Origin of the sequence: Bradyrhizobium sp. SRS-191 (assembly GCF_024586915.1) — a bacterium.
Lineage (GTDB): Bacteria > Pseudomonadota > Alphaproteobacteria > Rhizobiales > Xanthobacteraceae > Bradyrhizobium.
The window spans coordinates 1-17696 of record NZ_JANBVS010000032.1 but is presented as its reverse complement, the minus strand read 5'-3'; the positions used below and the strand labels follow the sequence as shown (position 1 = coordinate 17696).

The following is a 17696-nucleotide window of genomic DNA, read 5'->3' as shown; positions in this document are numbered from 1 at the left end:
CGCACGACAACGGTGTGTGTAGTCACTACCTGTTGTTCTTCGCCCGCCATGCGGCGAAATCGGCCGGGGTCTGCGGGTCGGTCGGTGGATAGAGGCCGAGGATGGAGCGGCCTTGCGCCACCTGCTCGGCGACGAAATCCTCGAACGCGGTCATTTCAAAAGTCTCATCCGCGATCTCGTCGGCGATGCCGGCGGGGATGACGATGACGCCGTCGGAATCGCCAAGGATGACGTCGCCGGGAAACACCGGCGCGTCGCCGCAGGCGATCGGGCCGTTGATCTCGATGGCGTGGTGCAAGGTGAGATTGGTCGGCGCGCTCGGGCGCTGGTGAAAGGCGGGGATGCCGAGCTTGGCGATGTCGGCGGCGTCACGGAAGCCGCCATCGGTGACGACACCGGCGACGCCGCGCTGCTGCAGGCGGCTGACGAGAATCGCACCGGCTGAGGCGGCGCGTGCGTCCTTGCGGCTGTCCATCACCAGCACGGCGCCGGGGGGACAGTCCTCGACGGCCTTGCGCTGCGGATGGCCGCGGTCGCGGAAGACCTCGATCGTGTTCAGATCCTCGCGCGCCGGGATGTAGCGCAAGGTGAACGCTTCGCCGACCATGGTCGGCTGCTGCGGACTGAGCGGATGGACGTTCTGGATGCACTGGATGCGCAAACCGCGCTTGAACAGCGCGGTGGCAACGGTGGCCGTCGAAACGGTCTTGAGCTTGTTGCGCGTGGCGGTGCTGAGTTTGGTCATGTTGGATCCCTGAGGTCATTCCGGGGCGGGCGCGCAGCGACCGAACCCGGAATCTCGAGGTTCCGGGTTCAGGCTTCGCCTGCCCCGGAACGACAGTTGAACTAATAAATCGCCGGCTCGCCCACGGGCGTGCCGAAGCCGGTCTCGAGGAAGTCGAAGTCGCAGCCGTCATTGGCCTGCTTGATGTGGCGGGCGAACATCCAGCCATAGCCGCGCTCGAAGCGCGGCGCGGGCGGCGTCCAGGCGGCGCGGCGGCGGGCCAGTTCGTCCGCGGGCACGTCGAGGTTGATGGTGCGGGCGGCGACGTCGAGCGTGATGAGGTCGCCGTTCTGCACCAGCGCCAGCGGACCGCCGATGTAGGATTCGGGGGAGACGTGCAGGATGCAGGCGCCGTAGCTGGTGCCGCTCATGCGCGCGTCCGACAGCCTGACCATGTCGCGGACGCCTTCGCGCACCAGCTTGGTCGGGATCGGCAGCATGCCCCATTCCGGCATGCCAGGCCCGCCTTGCGGACCGGCATTGCGCAGGATCAGCACGTGGTCAGCGGTGACATCGAGATCGGGATCGTCGATCGCCTTCTTCATCGACGGATAGTCGTCGAACACCAGCGCTGGACCGGTGTGCTTGAGATAGCGCGGATCGCAGGCCGAGGGCTTGATGACGCAGCCGTCCGGGGCGAGGTTCCCCTTGAGCACGGCGAGCGCGCCCTCGCGATAGATCGGGTTCGACTGCGGGCGGATCACGTCGTCGTTGTAGACGCCGGCGCCGGCGATGTTGTCGCCCAGCGTGCGGCCATTGACGGTGAGGCAATCGAGATGGAGGTGCTCCGTCATCAGGCTCATCAGCCCGGGCAGGCCGCCGGCGTAGTAGAAGTCCTCCATCAGGTAGGTGTCCCCGCTCGGCCGGACATTGGCGAGCACCGGCACCTTGCGGCTCGCGGCCTCGAAATCATCGAGGCCAATGTCGGCGCCGGCGCGGCGCGCCTGGGCGATGACATGAATGATCGCATTGGTCGAGCAGCCCATCGCCATCGCCACCGCAATCGCGTTCTCGAACGCGGCCTTGGTCTGGATCTTGGACGGCGTCAGATCCTCCCACACCATCTCGACAATGCGGCGGCCGCATTCCGAGCTCATGCGGATGTGCTCGGCATCAGCCGCGGGAATCGACGACGCGCCCGGCAAGGTCATGCCGATCGCTTCGGCAATCGCTGTCATGGTCGAGGCCGTGCCCATGGTCATGCAGGTGCCGTGGCTGCGGGCGATGCCCGCCTCCATCGCGGTCCAGTCGCTGTCCGACAATTTGCCGGCGCGGCGCTCGTCCCAGTACTTCCAGGCGTCGGAGCCAGAGCCGAGCGTCTTGCCTTTCCAATTGCCGCGCAGCATCGGCCCGGCCGGCAGATAGATCGCCGGCAGGTTCATGCTGGTGGCGCCGAGCAGCAGCGCCGGCGTGGTCTTGTCGCAACCGCCCATCAGCACGACGCCGTCGACGGGATGGCTACGCAACAGCTCCTCGACATCCATCGCCAGCATGTTCCGATAGAGCATGGTGGTCGGCTTCAGCAGCGATTCCGACAGCGACAGCGCCGGCAGCTCGATCGGGAAGCCGCCCGCCATCAGCACGCCACGCTTCACGTCGTCGACGCGCTGCTTGAAGTGCATGTGGCAGGGCTGCGCGTCCGACCAGGTGTTGACGATGGCGATGACCGGCCGGCCCTTCCACTCCTCCTGGGCATAGCCCATCTGCATCACGCGCGAGCGGTGGCCGAAGGAGCGGAGATCGTCGGGCGCGAACCAGCGCGCGCTGCGCAGCTGATCGGGAGTCTTGCGTGTCGTCATGATTGGGTGCCCCAGGTCAGCACGGTCCTGCGCTCGATGGTGCGGAAGATCAGGTTCTCGACCACGAGGCCGATCAGGATGACGGTGAGAAGTCCGGCGAAGACAGCGGGAATTTCCAGCAGGTTGCGGTTCTCGAAGATGAACCAGCCGAGGCCGCCCTGCCCCGAGGAGACGCCGAACACGAGTTCAGCGGCAATCAGCGTTCGCCAGGCGAAGGCCCAGCCGATCTTGAGGCCGGTGAGAATGGCGCCGAAGGCCGCGGGAATCAGAATGCGGATCACGTAGGAGAAGCCGGTGAGGCCGTAGTTGCGGCCGACCATGCGCAGCGTGTTCGACACGCTCTTGAAACCTGAGTGAGTGTTGAGCGCGACCGGCCACAGCACCGAATGGATCAGCACGAACACGAGGCTGCCGCTGCCGAGCCCGAACCAGATCAGCGCCAGCGGCAGCAGCGCGATCGCCGGCAGCGGGTTGAACATCGCGGTGACGGTCTCGAGGAAATCGGTGCCGATGCGGGTGGAGATCGCCAGCACTGTCAGGATGGCAGCGAGCGTGATACCGGCGGCATAGCCCATGAACAGCACCTTCAGCGAGGTCCAGGCGCGCATGGGAATGGTGCCGTCGCGCACCTTTTCCCAAAGCGCCGCGATCGTCTCTGAGAAGGTCGGGAACAGCAGGGGATTGTCGAGATAGCTGCCATAGGCCTGCCAGATCGCCGCCAGCACGACGATGATCAGGCTCTTGCGGACGAAGCCATCGTTCCACAGCAGCTCGAGCACGCTCAGCTTGCGCTCGACATCAGCAGGTCCCGCGCTCGCCGTCGACGTGTCGCGCAGGATGATCTTGGCGTCAGCCATGTCCGGGCCTCCTCAATGCGCCGTTGCGGGTTCGGAGAACAGCAGATCATGGATCTGCTTCTCCAGCCGCGCCGCGCTGCCGTCATCGGCAGACACCTTGTCGACGTCGATCACCTCGGCCTTGACCCGGCCGGGATGCGGCGACAGCAAGAGGATGCGGTTGCCGATCTTGATCGCTTCCGCGATCGAATGCGTCACGAACAGGACCGTGAACTTGGTCTCGCCCCACAGCTGCAGGAGCTCGTCCTGACAGGTTCGCCGCGTCAACGCGTCGAGCGCGGCGAACGGCTCGTCCATCAGCAGGATGTCCGGCTCCATCGCCATGCCCCGGGCGATCGCCACGCGCTGCTTCATGCCGCCGGATAGCGTGTGCGGATAGGCGTCGACGACGCGCGTCAGTCCGACCTTCTCGATATAGGCGCGAGCACGGCTCTCGGCCTCCTTGCGCGGCATGCGCCGCGCCGTCAGCAGCGGGAACATCACGTTGGCGAGCACGGTCTTCCACGGCAGCAGCTGATCGAACTCCTGGAAGATCATCATGCGATCGGCGCCGGGACCTGTGATCTCGCGGCCGTTGATCCGCATGCGGCCTTCGCTCGGCTTGATGTAGCCGCCGACGGCCTTCAGCAAGGTCGACTTGCCGCAGCCGGAGGGGCCGAGCAGCACGAAGCGATCGGAGCGGTCGACAGAGAAGCCGACCCGCTCGGTCGCCGTGATGACCGCGCTGGAGGTCTTGTAGCGCAAGGTGACGCCATCGACATCGAGGAGCGCGGACATCAGTTGCCCTTCAGGTCATGCGCGACCGGCAGATAATAGTCGGTCCAGGCCTTGGGCTGGGCCTTGATGGTGCCGATCTTGGCGAGATGCGCCGCGAACTTCATCGTGCCCTGCGGCTCCAGATTCCACTCCATCATGCCAGGCTCCTTGAGCCAGGCCAGCAGATCCTCGACCGAGGTCTTGTCGCCCGTGATCTCCTTGTAGATCTCGACGGCGGTCTTGGTGTCGCTGCGGATCAGGTCCTGCGCCTCCTTGGTGGCGTCACGCACGGCCTGGATGATCTTCGGATTGGCGTCGGCGAATTTCGTCGTGGTGAAGAACTGCGCCTGGCTGAGCGGCCCGCCCATCACGTCGGGCGAATTCAGCACGACATGCGCGCCGGGCACGCTCTTCAGTTCGAGGAACGTGTAGGGCGGGATGGAGAAGTGGTTGTGCACCTCGTGCTGCGGATTGGTCAGCGCGGTGTAGGCGTCGGGGTGACCGAGCTGCACCGTGTTGGCGTCGAGCTTGTTCCACTGGTCGGCGCCGAACGCCTCGGCGGCCGCGATCTCCAGCACGATGGCCTGCGTGGAGACCTTCACCGTGGGCACCGCGATCTTGTCGGTCGGGCCGAAATCCTTGATCGACTTGATGTTGGGATCGCGGCTGATCAGGGTCATCGGCTGCGCCGAGGTGGCGACGATGCCCTTCACGCCGCCGCGGGTGCGGTCCCACAGCAGCAGCAGATTGCCGGTACCGGTGTTGAGGATGTCGACGCTGCCCGACAGCAGCGCGTCGGTCTGCGCGCCACCGCCGGAGAAGGTCAGCCACTTCGTGGTCACGCCGGACAGGCCGAGCGCGGCCGCATGCTTCTCGATCAGCTTCTGCTTCTCGATAATATGGCTCGGCATGTAGAAGATGCCGGGTTGGCGTGACAGCGACACCTCGGTCTTCTGCTGCGCATCCGCCCGGCCATTCCAGGTGACCGCGACGAGCAGCGTGGCCAGCAGACCGGCGGCCCGTGTGGCCGAGCGCCCGAACTTCTCAAACATGGGACATCCCTCCTCGCACGCCGGCGGCTTCTTGACGGCCCGGCATCAGATGCACTAATGCATTAGTGCATCTCTGACAAGCGCTGTTCTTCGCCTGCGATATTCCAGCCGGACGTCCGCCCCGATGGCCCTGCCCGCAACGCCACCTGCCACCGTCCCGCCCGAACGGCTCGACCCGAGCCGGCGCGCCGCCCCGCAGGTGTTCGAGCGACTGCGCGACCAGATCATCGGGCTGGCGCTGCCGCCGGGGGCTTCGCTGTCGCGGACCGCGCTGCAGTCCGAGTTCGGCCTGAGCTCGACGCCGATCCGCGACGCGCTGATGCGGCTGGCCGAGGAAGGGCTGGTCGACGTTTTCCCGCAGCATGCGACGCTGGTCAGCCGCATCGATGTCGGCCGGGCGCAGCAGGCGCAGTTCCTGCGGCAGGCGCTGGAGCTCGAGATCGTCCGCCTGCTGGCGCTGACGCCGGCCGCCGCTCCGACCGATGACCTCTATGCGCTGATCGCCCAGCAGCGGCGCTATGCGAAGGACGGCGATTTCGCGTCCTTCACCGTGGTCGACAACGCGTTCCACGAACGGCTCTACACCGCCGCGGACAAGCACGAGCTGTGGACGCTGGTGCGCAGCCGCAGCGGTCATATCGACCGTCTCAGGCGGCTGCATCTGCCCTCGCCCGGCAAGGGGCAGACCATCCTGCGCCACCACAAGCAGATCGTCGACGCCATCGCGGCCGGCCAGCCTGACGAGGCGCAGGCGCACCTGCGCGAGCACCTGACGGGCACGCTGAGCGATCTCGCCACCATCCGCAGCCTCTGGCCGGACTATCTCAGCGGCTAGCGCCGCGCGGAGGCTAGCGCCGCAGATGTCAGGCCACCCGCCGGCGCCCCTGCCCGGTGCCGGCGCGACGTTCAGGGCCGCGGTAATTTGGATCCTCCGCGACGCGCCGGTCGAGCGCGCCACTGCGCAGCCGGACGAAGAACTCCTGGACCTCCGCCGCGAGATTCTCGGCCACGCGGGAGACGTTGCTGGACGCATTGCGGACACTGTCCGCCGACTGGCTGGTCTCCTCGATGGCCGCGCTGACGGTGGAGATGTTGGAGGCCAGGATCTTGCTGCCCGATGCCGCCATCTGGACGTTGTGCGAGATCTCCCGCGTCGCGGCGCCCTGCTCCTCCACGGCGCTGGCGATGGCGGTGGTCACGTCGGCCATCTGCCGCATCGCCGTCGAGACCTCCTTCACCGAGGAGACCGCGTTGCTGGTCGAGCTCTGGATGCCCTGCACGTGCTGGCTGATCTCCTGGGTCGCCTTGGCCGTCTGCTCGGCCAGCGACTTCACCTCCTGCGCCACGACCGCGAAGCCGCGACCGGCTTCGCCGGCGCGCGCCGCCTCGATGGTTGCATTCAACGCCAGCAGATTGGTCTGCGCCGCGATGGCCTGGATCAGGTCGACCACGGTCGAGATGCTCTGCGCCGCCTGGGCGAGTCCCTCGATCTCGGCCTCCGACCGCGCGGTCGTGGCATTGGCGTTGCGCACGGTGGCGTTGGACAGCTCGATCTGCCGGCCGATCTCGACGATGGAGCTCGTCAGTTGCTCCGCGGCGGCAGCGACCGTCTGCACGTTGACGGCGGTCTTTTCCGACGCGCCTGCCGCGGACGCGGCCTGATCGGTGGCATGACCCGCGATCCCCGTCAGCGACTCCGCCGTGTTCCTCATCACGCCGACATTGTCGTCGACCTCGGACAACAGCTCCGTCGACTTGATCCGGAACGCCTCGACCGCCGCTTCCATGTTGCGGTTCATCGCCTCGCGCGCTTCGGACTCGCGCACATAGTTGGCCGAGGCCTGCTGCTGGGCAATGACATTGTCGCGGAATTTCGCGACCGCCTTCGAGACGTCGCCGATCTCGTCGCCGCGGTCGGCGGTCTTGAACGCGACCGTCGTGTCGCCGTCGGACAACCGGGTGGAATCCGTCACGAGTTCCCGGATCGGCCGCGTGATCGAGCGCGCAACGGCGATCGCAATCCCCACCCCCAGCGCGAGACCAACAGCCAGCAGCGTCCATTCGGCGAACAGCAAGCCCTGGATCGTCGCGGCGACATCGGCAGAATCCTTGACCAGCACCTCCTGCTGGTTGGTCTTCAGCCCGCCGCCCAACGTGCCATCGGCGCGGCTCTTGCCGTCCAGCAGTTCGAGAAGCCTGTTGGCGCGCGGCGCCGCCTCGGTCGCCAGCATGAACACGGCCGCATTCCACTGCGGCGACTGCCGGATCGCGAAGATCTTGTCCGGCAGCGGCGCGAACGCCTCGCTCGCCTTGGCGATCTTGTCGAAGGCCACCTTCTGTGACGGCGTCAGCAGGCCGGATTGCGCGGCGACGGTCGCCACCGCATTCTTGTAGTTGGTGTAGGGGCCGGCGAACCTGTCGCGATCGGCGGCATCGCCCGAGGCGACATAGAGGCGGAGTTGCGAGCCCGCGGCGGCGAGATTGCCGCGCAGGTCGGCCATCGTCTTCAACAGGCGCTTCCGCTCGGGCGTCGCCTCGAGTCCGTTCTCCTCGTCGATCATCCTGGTGACCTCTGCGAACATCGTCGCGATCAGCGGCGAGGCTTCAGCCCCGAGCAGCTTCGTCGCCGGATACGCCTCAGCCGTGAAGGCCACCGCTTCGGCCTTGTCCTGGGCGGCCCTGAACTCCGCGAGGAGCGGCTTGGCCTGGTCCCACAATGCGCGGTTCTCCGCCACCCGGAAGCCTGTGGCCAGACGGTCGAATTGCTGGATCGTGTTGTCGAACTCCGTCCACAGCGCGGCGCGGCGCTGCTTCATGGCGGGATCTCCGGTGAGCAGATAGCCGCGGAGCGCCGCGAGCGTCGCGTGCAGATCGGCCACCAGCTGGGTACTGCTGATCGCCACGGGCGATCTGAGATCGACGATCTTGCGGAATTTGTCCGAGACGTCCGAGACGGCCCAGGCCGAGTAGCCGACGGCGCATGCGAGCAACATGCAGATCAGACCAAAGCCGGCGAGCAGCCGGCTCTGGATCTTCACATTGGAAACGAAGCCAAACATTGTATCCCCCAAAAATTCCAGACCGCCCGGCGCATGGCCGCAGCGGCCAACTCACGCAATCGTCCTCGCTTGCCGGCGATCCCATCCCAAATCGCAGGTCTTCGACAATGTGCTTCCGGGGGCCGTGCATTCGGCTTCAACGGCCGAGCACAAGCACGACGGGAACTTGTTCGACTTTTCTATCGACCGCATTAAGCGACTGTGAAGGGTTCCGGCCGTACAACTACGGCGCGAGTGCCTCAAATGCAGGCAGGGCTTGGTTCCGAGCAAGCTCGCCCGCCGCGTCTGACGCCCGGCCCCCGAATGTGCGGCTTTCGCCCATCTTTCCCCGCCTCGTTCCCGAGCCGTCGATCCAGCATGTGACTTGATTCGTGAAGCGCTTGCGGCCGGCCCCGAATTAGGCAAAACCTTTACAACTGACCGTTGGTCTTGCTGCCAGCCATTCGGGGAGCGCGGAGCGTGGCGAAGATACTGGTCGTGGATGACGACCCTGTCATGCAGCTGACGATTCAGCGCGTGCTCGAGCAGCACGGCCATGTCGTGACGGTTGCGGGCGACGGCCAGAAGGCGCTCGCACGGTTCAACGGGGAAAGCTTCGATCTGGTGGTGCTCGACATCTTCATGCCGGGCATGGATGGGCTGGAGGCGATGCGCCTGATCCTCAAGCGGGCGCCGAACGTTCCGATCATCATGACCTCGGGACGGCCGCAGACCCCGAGCGCGGTCGCGGAGCCCGATTATCTTACCATGGCCACCAAGCTGGGAGCCGTGTCCGCATTGCCGAAACCGTTCAAACCAGCGACCCTGCTGACCATGGTTTCCGATTGCCTGGCCTCGGCAGGCCATCAGGCTGCTCCACCCCGGCCAGGCCAAGATGCTGTTCCGAACTCCTGACAGCCGAACCGGCGCACCCTCGATGAGCGGCGCCCGCGGCGGGAGCGAGGCCGTCGGCCTCGGCCGCCGCATGACGCTGACGACGCGGCTGGCGATTGCGATGATCCTGCTGGTCGCCATCGCCGTGTTCGCGGTCGGCTGGCTCGGCTACCGCAGCCTCGAGCGGGCGCTGCTGCCGCGCGCCTTGGACCGCATCGAATCGCATTCGCGGCTAATGGCGACCGAGCTCGAGAACTATGTCGGCAGCGCGCGCAACGATCTCACCGCCTATCGCTCGACCCCGAACCTCGCGACTCTCATCCGCACGCTGAAGACCGGGATTCCCGATCCGCGCGAAGGACTGCCCGCGCAGTCGTGGCGCGAGCGCGTCGCGATGCGCTACTTCGCCGAGCTGCAGGCGAAGCCGACCTACGCGATGATCCGCCTGATCGGCACCGAGAACAATTATCGCGAGCTGATCCGCGTCGACCGGCTCGGGCCGGACAACGCCGTCCGGATCGTTCCCGAGAGCGAGCTGATCGCGCGCGGCGAGCGCAACTACATCAAGGAGACGCTGGGCCTTGCGCCCGGCGGCATCCGCATCTCGCCGATCGTCCTCGACGGCAACACGACCGATCCGAAGACCGGCGTGCCGATGCTGTGCGTCGGCACGCCCGTCCTCGGGCCTGACGGCAAGCCGTTCGCGATCCTGGTGCTCGATCTCGACATGCGCCCGATCTTCGCGCATCTGCGCAACGCCGCGCGTCCGGGCGGCCAGATCTACGTCGTGAATGCGCGCGGCGACTATCTGTTTCATCCCGAGTCCGACCGGGAGTTCGCCTCGAAGCGCGGCCAATCAACGCGCTGGCAGGACGACTTCCCGGCGCTCGCCAGCGCCACCGGCGCAGCGGACGGCTTTGCGCGGATCGTGCACGACGATGCCGACCGGCCCGGCGGCGTCGCCTTCGCCCCGGCGCTGCTGGCCGGGCAGGAATGGATCGCGGTGATCGAGACCATCCCGAACACGGCGTTCATGGCGCCGGCGCTGGCCATCCGCAAGACCGCGATCGAGGTCGGCCTGATCGCGATGCTGTGCGCCGCCGCGCTCGCCTTCGTGGTCGCACGCTCGCTGACGCGGCCGATCAACCAGCTGACGCAGGCGGTGGAAGGCGTCGGCCGCGGCGAAGCGGTAAAGATCCCGCTCGAGGCGGTTGGCGAGACCGGCGTGCTGGCGCGCGCCTTCGCGCGCGTGCTGGACGAGGTCCGCGCCAAGACCGCCGAGCTCGAACGCGAGGTCCAGGAGCACTACCTCACCGAAGCGGCGCGGGATCATTTCGCCGCGCGCGAACGCCTCTACAGCGCCGCGGTGGAATCGTCGAACGACGCGATCGTGACGATGGCGCTCGACGGCAGCATCACGGCATGGAACCCGGCCGCCGAGACCATGCTGGGCTACTCCGCCGAGGAGGCCGTCGGGCGGCAGGCCGACTTCGTGGTGCCGCCGGACCGCATGGCCGAGGCGCAGGACATCCTGGTGCGCGTGGCGCGCGGCGAGCGGATCCAGCATTTCGAGACCGTGCGCATCCGCAAGGATGGCGAGCCGGTGCTGGTCTCCCTCAGCGTGTCTCCGATCAAATCGCCGACCGGCCAGATCATCGGCGCCTCCAAGATCGCGCGAGACATGACCGAGAGCCGCAGGACCGAGCAGGCGCTGCGACAGCAGACCGAAGAGCGCCGGCGTATCTTCGAGACCTCGCAGGACCTGATCCTGATCGTCGATCGCCGCGGCATCCTGGTGCAGGTCTCACCCAGCGCGGAGGCCATTCTCGGCTATACGCCGGCTGAAATGATCGGACGCAGCGGGGCTGATTTCATCCACCCTGATGATCTGCCCAGAGCGCGCGAGGAGCTTCGCGCCTCTCGCCTCGGCCAGCGCGCACGTAACTCCGACGGACGCTACGTTCACAAGGACGGCCGCGTGGTCACACTGTCCTGGACATCGAACTGGTCGGAACCGGTGGAGCGCTACTTCCTGATCGGGCACGACATGACCGAGAGCAGGCTCGCGCAGGAGACCCTGCGCGAGAGCGAGCAGCTCGCCCGAAACATCATTGAGACCGCGCTCGATGCCTTCGTACAGGTCGACGACAAGGGCGCCATCCTGAATTGGAACTCGCAGGCCGAGAAGATCTTCGGCTGGTCACGCGCCGAGATCGTCGGCAAGGACGTGTTCGACATCATTACGGTCAAGGGTGAGGGCCAGGAATTGCGCGCCGCACTTGGCCGGATCGTGATGACCGGCCAAGCCTCTGCACTCGGAAGCGGCCGGCGTCGCGAAGTCATGGTGAAGCGGCGCGACGGCCGCGAGTTCAAGGCGGAGCTGAGCGTCACCGCGCTGAAGACCCGCAATGGGTTCGTGCTCAACGGCTTCTTCCGCGACCTGACCGACAAGATCGCGACGGAGGAGCGGATCCGCCAGTCGGAGAAGATGGAGGCCATCGGCCAGCTCACCGGCGGCATCGCGCATGACTTCAACAACATTCTCACCGTGATCACCGGCACGATCGAGATCCTCGCCGCCGCCGTCGCGAAGGAACCGCAGCTGGCCGCGATCACCCGGATGATCGACGAGGCCGCCGCGCGCGGCGCCGATCTTACCCAGCACCTGCTGGCCTTCGCACGCCGACAGCCCCTGCAGCCGCGCGAGATCGACGTCAATATGCTGATCATCGACACCGCCAAGCTGCTGCGGCCGACGCTCGGCGAGCAGGTCGAGATCGAGTCCGTGTTCCAGGACGAAGCCTGCGTCGCGCATGTCGACCCGAACCAGCTCGCCACGGCCATCATCAATCTGGCGCTCAATGCCCGCGACGCCATGCCGAACGGCGGCAAACTGATCCTGGAGACGGGGTGGGCCGATCTCGACGAGCACTATGCGAGCCTCTACGACGACGTCAGGCCGGGCCGCTATGCGATGATCGCGGTGAGCGACAGCGGCAGCGGCATTCCGGCCGGGATCATCGACAAGGTCTTCAATCCGTTCTTCACCTCGAAAGGTCCAGGCAAGGGCACCGGCCTCGGCCTGTCGATGGTGTACGGCTTCGTGAAACAGTCGGCCGGTCACATCCGGATCTATAGCGAGGAAGGGCACGGCACCACGATCCGCATGTACCTGCCGCCCGGCAGCGACGGCGCCGTCGTGTCGTCAACGGGAACCGCGCCGGCCATCGAAGGCGGCCATGAGACGATCCTGGTGGTCGAGGACGATCGGCTGGTGCGCGGCTATGTTCTCGCTCAGCTCCATGCGCTGGGCTATGCCACGCTCGAGGCCGGCAACGCTGCGGAGGCGCTCGCGATCACCCATGCCGGCGAGCGCTTCGATCTGCTGTTCACCGACATCATCATGCCGGGGACGATGAACGGGCGCCAGCTCGCCTCCGAGGTCCAGCGGATCCGCCCTGGCCAGCCGGTGCTGTTCACGTCCGGCTATACCGAGAATGCCGTCGTGCATCACGGCCGTCTCGACGAAGGGATCCTGCTGCTGCCGAAGCCCTATCGCAAATCCGAGCTGGCCAAGATGGTCCGCAAGGCGCTCGCGACGAACAACGCTTGACGCGGCAGAGCCGGCGACAACAACCAGTTCGCCGGCAGCCCTGCTGCTGGTCTCAATTGGCGCGCGAGGCGGTCATCACGATGCGGATGAGGTCAGCCGCATTGCGCGCGCCGAGCTTCTTCATGATGTTGGCGCGGTGATCCTCGATCGTGCGCGGGCTGATGCCGAGTGTGCGCCCGGCCTCCTTGTTGGAGGCTCCCGCCGTGAACTGCTCCAGGACTTCGCGCTCGCGCCGCGTCAACGGCTCGCGGCCGGGGAAATGCAGCGATCCGATTTTCGGCGAGGCGTTCTCCTTCTGCCGCCGCGCAAAAGCGCCGATCGCCTCGTTCAAGCGGGCCACGATCTCACTGCCGCGGAACGGCTTCTCGATGAAATCGAGCGCGCCGTTCTTGATCGCATTCACCGCCATCGGAATATCGCCCTGGCCCGAGATCATGAAGATCGGAGCCGGATAGTCCTCGCCGTGCAGTTCCCTGAGAATGTCGAGCCCGGATTTTCCGGGGATATGCACGTCGAGCAGAATGCAGGACGGCGTCCGGCTTCGCGCCACCGCCAACAACGCGGCCCCATCCGCAAAGCAGATCACCTCATATCCACCCGCCGACAGAACCATCGACAGGGTGTCGCGCACGGCTGGGTCGTCATCGACGACAAAAATCTCACCGCGGGAAGTTGTTTGTTCGGCCATGGGCGAGTGCTCTTGCAAAGGGAGAAGAAACAATGAAAGCGCGTTTTATGATACCATACTCGTGCGGTGTTTTGGGCACCCGTATTTGTACGGCTTATGACCTGAACCCACAAGTAGTAGCTGCGGATCGCAACCGCCATCACGAGAACACGATCTGAACACGATCACAAGGCAGTCCTTGTGGATCGCATGCTGCCCTGCAAAACACATCGGCGCCGGCGCGATCATGATCGAAGTCAAACCGAAGCAGCGAGCATCGTGCGCGCGCGGCAATGGCTGCCGCGTTCCCGTCGATGACCCGTGCTGTGGCTGATTGGATTTCTGCACGACATTCGACACAGGGGGCAGGAACGCCCGCCTGCATTGCCCTTGTTTTGATCACGCTGCGATGAGGTCGCAGCGTTGCCTATCTTTTACGACTCGCGGCCCCCCCCAGGCGGGCCACGTCGTCTGCTTCAAGACCGATGCTTTGCGGCAACACCTTCGGCGGCGACCCCGCCCCAGGTGTGAACCACCGGCAGGCCGAGCGCCGTCTTGCCGAGATTGGCGAGATAGATGCGCAATGCGGCGAGGTCGACCGGCTTCGGCAGGCTCTGCAGATCGATCCCGAGCGAGCGGGCATAGAGCCGGGCCGCGATGCGTCGGGCCGCATCCATGCCGCTGATGACGATCACGGAGCCGGCGAAGCGGCTGTCGGCAATCGCCTTGAGAACCTCGGTGCCGTCTCCATCCTCGAGCATCAGATCGAGCGTCACGCAATCGAAGCGCTTGTCGCGCACTTCGCGGATGGCATCATTGCAGGTGGCAACGACGGTGACCGCATGGCCGGCCTGCTTGGCCGCCAGCGCGATCAACGTCCGCTGTGCCGCGTCGTCATCGACGACCAGAAGCTGGAGGGCGCGCCGATCGCCTTCCTCAACAGCCCCTGACCGGCTGGTCGCAGGTTCCGAACTCATGACCGACATTGGTCGTTCCTGGCAAAATTGACTGACTTCATCGTCATACACATCCGATCCTGCGGCCAAGTAAAAGCCGTGTCCGAAAAACGGCCTGCTCACTTAGGCCTTGCGCAGGAGGTTGGGCAGTTCGTCGCGCCATCGCTCCGTGCCGGACTCGTCACACGCAGGCCGCGGACGATCCGCCGGACCTCAAACAGGAGAACTAGTTGACGGTCGTTTCCTGGCCGGCGGATGCGCCGCCGCGCTTCTTCTTGTTCTTCCCCTTGATGAACTGAATGTCCATCTCGGCGCCGTTGACCCGAACCAGCTCGCAACGCCTGTAGGCGAGGCCCGTCGAGGACAGCAGCAGAAAGAACTCCTTGAGGTTCAATCCCTGAATCGAGCCCTCGACGGTCAGCACCGCGTCGTTGTCAGAGATGGCGTTGAGCTGACAATCGCGCCGCCAGGTGCCGTCGATGCCCATGATGCAGACATCGTAGCCCCGGCTGAAAGTGACGCGCTCCGTACCTTTGTTCTCTTCAGACATCTTTGTGTCCTGCTCTGGCGCCGTGACGGCGAGATCTAGTTGCCGACCGCGACCCTGGCGCCCGGAAGCGGCGCCTTCGCTGTTGAAGCCACCCCGCTCGGACGATACAGGCCGCGACGGTCCGCAAGCGGCTTGAACACGTCGGTGAGACCGACCACCGTTTCCGCCGCACCGAGCACCAGGAAGCCGTCAGGCTCCATCAGCTTGGCGAGCCGGCCGAAGATGTTGATCTTGGTGTCCTGATCGAAATAGATCAGCACGTTGCGGCAGAACACGACATCGAAGGTGCCGAGCTGTGAGAAGTCGTGCAGCAGGTTGAGCTGGCGGTGCTGCACCATGCCGCGCACGTCGGAATTGATCTGCCAGAGCTCACCCGCCTGCTTGAAGTACTTGACCAGAAGCTGGATCGGCAGGCCGCGCTGCACCTCGAACTGGCTGTAGAGGCCGGCCTTGGATTTCTCGAGCACTTCCTGGGACAGGTCCGTGGCGACGATCTCGACGCGCCATCCGCTCAGCGCGCCGCTCATCTCCTTGAGCGACATCGCCAGCGAATACGGCTCCTGGCCGGTCGAACAGGCCGCGCACCAGATCCGGATCGACTTGCGATTGGCGCGCGCCTTCAGCAGCTCCGGCATGATCACGTCGCGAAAGTGATCGAACGGAACCTTGTCGCGGAAGAAGAACGTCTCGTTGGTCGTCATCGCTTCGACGACCTGACTGATGAGCGTGCTCGATCCGTCCTTCAGCTTCTGGACGAGGTCGCTGATGCTGGCGAGACCGGCCTTGCGCGCGAGCGGCAGCAGGCGGCTCTCGATCAGATATTGCTTGTCGGCAGACAGGTCGAGACCTGACTTGTCTCGAAGCAGCTTGCGCAGGAATTCATAATCTGGCTGGTTCACGGACGGCCTCTTCTGGGCAGACGAAGGGGATCAGGCGGATTCGGCTGAGAGCGCCTGGATGAGACCGACTTCCTGGAATTTCGCGGCGACAATTTCCTTGTCGAACGGCTTCATGATGTATTCGTTGGCGCCGGCATTGAGCGCGCGCGAGATGTGGTCGATGTCGTTCTCGGTGGTGCAGAACACCACCTTGGGGGTCTCGCCGCCCGGCATCCGGCGCAGACGTCCGAGAAAATCGTAGCCGTCCATCACCGGCATGTTCCAGTCGAGCAGGATCGCGTCCGGCAGGCTCTTGGTGCAGAGCTCCAGCGCCTGCTCGCCATCCTCCGCCTCGACTACCGAGAAACCCAGCTCCTCCAGGATGCGGCGCGCAATCTTGCGCACGACGCTGGAGTCATCCACCACCAGACAGGTTTTCATTGTTGTCTCTCCTATGAGACGGTTGACGGGCTAGGCGGCGATCGCCGCCTTGGGCATGAGTTCGAGCACGCGATCGACATCGAGAACGACCATCAGCTGGCCGTCGAGGCGGTGTACGCCGCCCGCAAACTTCGCCATGCGCGGATCGAGATTGACCGGGTTCTCCTCCCGGCCCGCCTCGGGCAGCCGCAGCACCTCGCCGATCTGGTCGATCAGGAGGCCATAGGACTCGCCGCGCAGGTCGACGCCGACCGCCATCGGCGGCTTGCCGTCATCGGCGCGGGCAAGGCCGAGCCGCGCCCGCATGTCGACGACGGTGACGATGCGCCCGCGCAGGTTCAGGACGCCGGCGATCTCGGCCGACGACAGCGGCACCCGCGTCACCCGCTCCGGCATGAACACGTCCTGTACCCGCGAGATCGGCAGGCCGAACAGCTGGCCGCCGATCACGGCGGTCACGAATTCGGACGCTGCGCCCTCGGTGGTTTCGATCTTGCTGCTCATCGCGCGCTACTCCTGCCCGTCGTGTTAAGCGGCCCGCCGATTGGCTTCGGCACGCGCCCGTTCCTCGATCTGTTCCTTCATCGCCGCGATCAGACCCGGACGGTCGAACTTGGCGATGTAGTCGTAGAGACCGGCCTGGCGGCCGCGCTCGATCGCCGCCGGCGACACCAGCGACGACACCGCGATGACGGGCAGCTGTTGCAGGTTCTGGTCGGCGCGGATGGCTTCGGTGAACTCGAAGCCGTTCATCTCCGGCATCTCGATGTCGGTGACGACGATGTCGAAGGTGTGCCCCGAACGCAGCGTGGCCAGGCCCTCGAGCGCCGACGAAGCCGTGCGCACCTTGTAGCCGGCCGACTTGAGCACCGGCGCCAGCATGTTGCGGAAGAACGGCGAGTCGTCGACCAGCAGCACCGACTGGGTCAGCGATTCCGTCGACATCTCCTTGCGGATGAACCAGTCGGCGAAGGCCATCGGCAGGAAATGGCCGACGTCGATCACTTCCGTGGCTTGGCCCTTGATCACGGCCGAGCCGAGGATGCCGTCCCTGGCGCCGGACACCTGGATGTTGAGGCGCTCCTCGACGATGTCGATGATCTCGTCGACCACGAGGCCCATCGCGCGGGTCTCGTCGGCGAACACCAGGATCGGCTGCGATCCCGTCGTCTGCACCGAGACGCCTTCCATCTGCACCAGCGGCATCAGCTGATCACGGTACTGCACCATGTAGCGGTCGTTGGAGATCTCGATCTTGTCGGCCGCGATCTCCTCGAGCCGCGTGACCAGCGCCAGCGGCACTGCCTTGGGCTGCGCCGTGCCGGCGCGGAACACCAGGAGCGAAGTGAGCTGCTCACCGCCGATGGCATGATGCGCGGCATGTTCGTCGGCGACCGCCTGCGAGGCCGTC

At 65.7% G+C, this 17696-nt stretch carries 16 protein-coding genes; 3 read left to right on the top strand and 13 right to left on the bottom strand.

Going from position 1 to position 17696, the window contains the following annotated elements:
- Nucleotides 1-25 precede the first annotated feature (25 nt).
- The 5 genes from NLR35_RS32885 to NLR35_RS32865 form a co-directional block, all read right to left on the bottom strand.
- Nucleotides 26-745 carry a ribonuclease activity regulator RraA gene (locus NLR35_RS32885; RefSeq protein ID WP_257170706.1) on the bottom strand — a complete coding sequence of 240 codons (720 nt, stop codon included), beginning with the start codon at nucleotides 743-745 and terminating at the stop codon, nucleotides 26-28.
- A gap of 101 nt (nucleotides 746-846) precedes the next feature.
- Nucleotides 847-2583 (bottom strand): L-arabinonate dehydratase, encoded by a 1737-nt coding sequence (gene araD / locus NLR35_RS32880; RefSeq protein WP_257170705.1) that lies wholly within the window; start codon nucleotides 2581-2583, stop codon nucleotides 847-849.
- Nucleotides 2580-3440: an ABC transporter permease gene (locus NLR35_RS32875; protein ID WP_257170703.1), complete on the bottom strand. Its 861-nt coding sequence runs from the start codon at nucleotides 3438-3440 to the stop codon at nucleotides 2580-2582. Before NLR35_RS32875 ends, araD begins: the two co-directional genes overlap by 4 nt.
- Nucleotides 3441-3452: 12 nt before the next feature.
- The gene (locus NLR35_RS32870; protein ID WP_257170702.1) at nucleotides 3453-4217 is read right to left on the bottom strand and encodes an ABC transporter ATP-binding protein; all 765 of its coding nucleotides are present in this window, start codon (nucleotides 4215-4217) and stop codon (nucleotides 3453-3455) included.
- Complete coding sequence (locus tag NLR35_RS32865; protein ID WP_257170701.1) at nucleotides 4217-5248, bottom strand: ABC transporter substrate-binding protein; 1032 nt, start codon at nucleotides 5246-5248, stop codon at nucleotides 4217-4219. The genes NLR35_RS32870 and NLR35_RS32865 overlap by 1 nt, the downstream gene beginning before the upstream one ends.
- 124 nt (nucleotides 5249-5372) lie before the next feature.
- Here NLR35_RS32865 and NLR35_RS32860 point away from each other — a divergent pair, with 124 nt between their 5' ends.
- Entirely contained in the window at nucleotides 5373-6083 is a 711-nt protein-coding gene (locus NLR35_RS32860; RefSeq protein WP_257170700.1) for a GntR family transcriptional regulator, read from the top strand.
- Between the two features lie 28 nt (nucleotides 6084-6111).
- On the opposite strand, the gene NLR35_RS32855 is transcribed toward NLR35_RS32860, so the two are convergent.
- Entirely contained in the window at nucleotides 6112-8307 is a 2196-nt protein-coding gene (locus tag NLR35_RS32855; protein WP_257170699.1) for a methyl-accepting chemotaxis protein, read from the bottom strand.
- A gap of 459 nt (nucleotides 8308-8766) precedes the next feature.
- On the opposite strand from NLR35_RS32855, the gene NLR35_RS32850 reads away from it, so the two are divergent.
- Nucleotides 8767-9201 (top strand): response regulator, encoded by a 435-nt coding sequence (locus tag NLR35_RS32850; protein WP_257170698.1) that lies wholly within the window; start codon nucleotides 8767-8769, stop codon nucleotides 9199-9201.
- Nucleotides 9182-12793: a PAS domain S-box protein gene (locus NLR35_RS32845; RefSeq protein ID WP_257170697.1), complete on the top strand. Its 3612-nt coding sequence runs from the start codon at nucleotides 9182-9184 to the stop codon at nucleotides 12791-12793. Before NLR35_RS32850 ends, NLR35_RS32845 begins: the two co-directional genes overlap by 20 nt.
- 52 nt (nucleotides 12794-12845) lie before the next feature.
- Here the strand turns inward: NLR35_RS32845 and NLR35_RS32840 are convergent, their stop codons facing one another.
- The 7 genes from NLR35_RS32840 to NLR35_RS32810 form a co-directional block, all read right to left on the bottom strand.
- Complete coding sequence (locus NLR35_RS32840) at nucleotides 12846-13481, bottom strand: response regulator transcription factor (RefSeq protein WP_006612093.1); 636 nt, start codon at nucleotides 13479-13481, stop codon at nucleotides 12846-12848.
- Between the two features lie 455 nt (nucleotides 13482-13936).
- Nucleotides 13937-14446 (bottom strand): response regulator, encoded by a 510-nt coding sequence (locus NLR35_RS32835; protein WP_257170696.1) that lies wholly within the window; start codon nucleotides 14444-14446, stop codon nucleotides 13937-13939.
- A 196-nt stretch (nucleotides 14447-14642) separates the two neighbouring features.
- Nucleotides 14643-14966 carry a PilZ domain-containing protein gene (locus tag NLR35_RS32830; RefSeq protein WP_257170695.1) on the bottom strand — a complete coding sequence of 108 codons (324 nt, stop codon included), beginning with the start codon at nucleotides 14964-14966 and terminating at the stop codon, nucleotides 14643-14645.
- A gap of 35 nt (nucleotides 14967-15001) precedes the next feature.
- Nucleotides 15002-15865, bottom strand: a complete 864-nt coding sequence (locus NLR35_RS32825; RefSeq protein ID WP_257170694.1) for a protein-glutamate O-methyltransferase CheR — start codon at nucleotides 15863-15865, stop codon at nucleotides 15002-15004.
- A 30-nt stretch (nucleotides 15866-15895) separates the two neighbouring features.
- A complete protein-coding gene (locus NLR35_RS32820; protein ID WP_257170693.1) occupies nucleotides 15896-16285 on the bottom strand; it encodes a PleD family two-component system response regulator in 390 nt (129 codons plus the stop codon).
- Between the two features lie 30 nt (nucleotides 16286-16315).
- Nucleotides 16316-16789: a chemotaxis protein CheW gene (locus NLR35_RS32815; RefSeq protein ID WP_257170692.1), complete on the bottom strand. Its 474-nt coding sequence runs from the start codon at nucleotides 16787-16789 to the stop codon at nucleotides 16316-16318.
- 24 nt (nucleotides 16790-16813) lie between these two features.
- Nucleotides 16814-17696, bottom strand: an 883-nt coding sequence (locus tag NLR35_RS32810) for a hybrid sensor histidine kinase/response regulator (RefSeq protein WP_257170691.1), incomplete at its 5' end; no start/stop codon positions are given.

Bases quoted from the DNA above. Each gene is read 5' to 3' on its own strand.
- NLR35_RS32885 (WP_257170706.1), bottom strand. From the start codon at position 745: ATGACCAAACTCAGCACCGCCACGCGCAACAAGCTCAAGACCGTTTCG.
- araD (WP_257170705.1), bottom strand. From the start codon at position 2,583: ATGACGACACGCAAGACTCCCGATCAGCTGCGCAGCGCGCGCTGGTTC.
- NLR35_RS32875 (WP_257170703.1), bottom strand. From the start codon at position 3,440: ATGGCTGACGCCAAGATCATCCTGCGCGACACGTCGACGGCGAGCGCG.
- NLR35_RS32870 (WP_257170702.1), bottom strand. From the start codon at position 4,217: ATGTCCGCGCTCCTCGATGTCGATGGCGTCACCTTGCGCTACAAGACC.
- NLR35_RS32865 (WP_257170701.1), bottom strand. From the start codon at position 5,248: ATGTTTGAGAAGTTCGGGCGCTCGGCCACACGGGCCGCCGGTCTGCTG.
- NLR35_RS32860 (WP_257170700.1), top strand. From the start codon at position 5,373: ATGGCCCTGCCCGCAACGCCACCTGCCACCGTCCCGCCCGAACGGCTC.
- NLR35_RS32855 (WP_257170699.1), bottom strand. From the start codon at position 8,307: ATGTTTGGCTTCGTTTCCAATGTGAAGATCCAGAGCCGGCTGCTCGCC.
- NLR35_RS32845 (WP_257170697.1), top strand. From the start codon at position 9,182: ATGCTGTTCCGAACTCCTGACAGCCGAACCGGCGCACCCTCGATGAGC.
- NLR35_RS32840 (WP_006612093.1), bottom strand. From the start codon at position 13,481: ATGGCCGAACAAACAACTTCCCGCGGTGAGATTTTTGTCGTCGATGAC.
- NLR35_RS32835 (WP_257170696.1), bottom strand. From the start codon at position 14,446: ATGTCGGTCATGAGTTCGGAACCTGCGACCAGCCGGTCAGGGGCTGTT.
- NLR35_RS32830 (WP_257170695.1), bottom strand. From the start codon at position 14,966: ATGTCTGAAGAGAACAAAGGTACGGAGCGCGTCACTTTCAGCCGGGGC.
- NLR35_RS32820 (WP_257170693.1), bottom strand. From the start codon at position 16,285: ATGAAAACCTGTCTGGTGGTGGATGACTCCAGCGTCGTGCGCAAGATT.
- NLR35_RS32815 (WP_257170692.1), bottom strand. From the start codon at position 16,789: ATGAGCAGCAAGATCGAAACCACCGAGGGCGCAGCGTCCGAATTCGTG.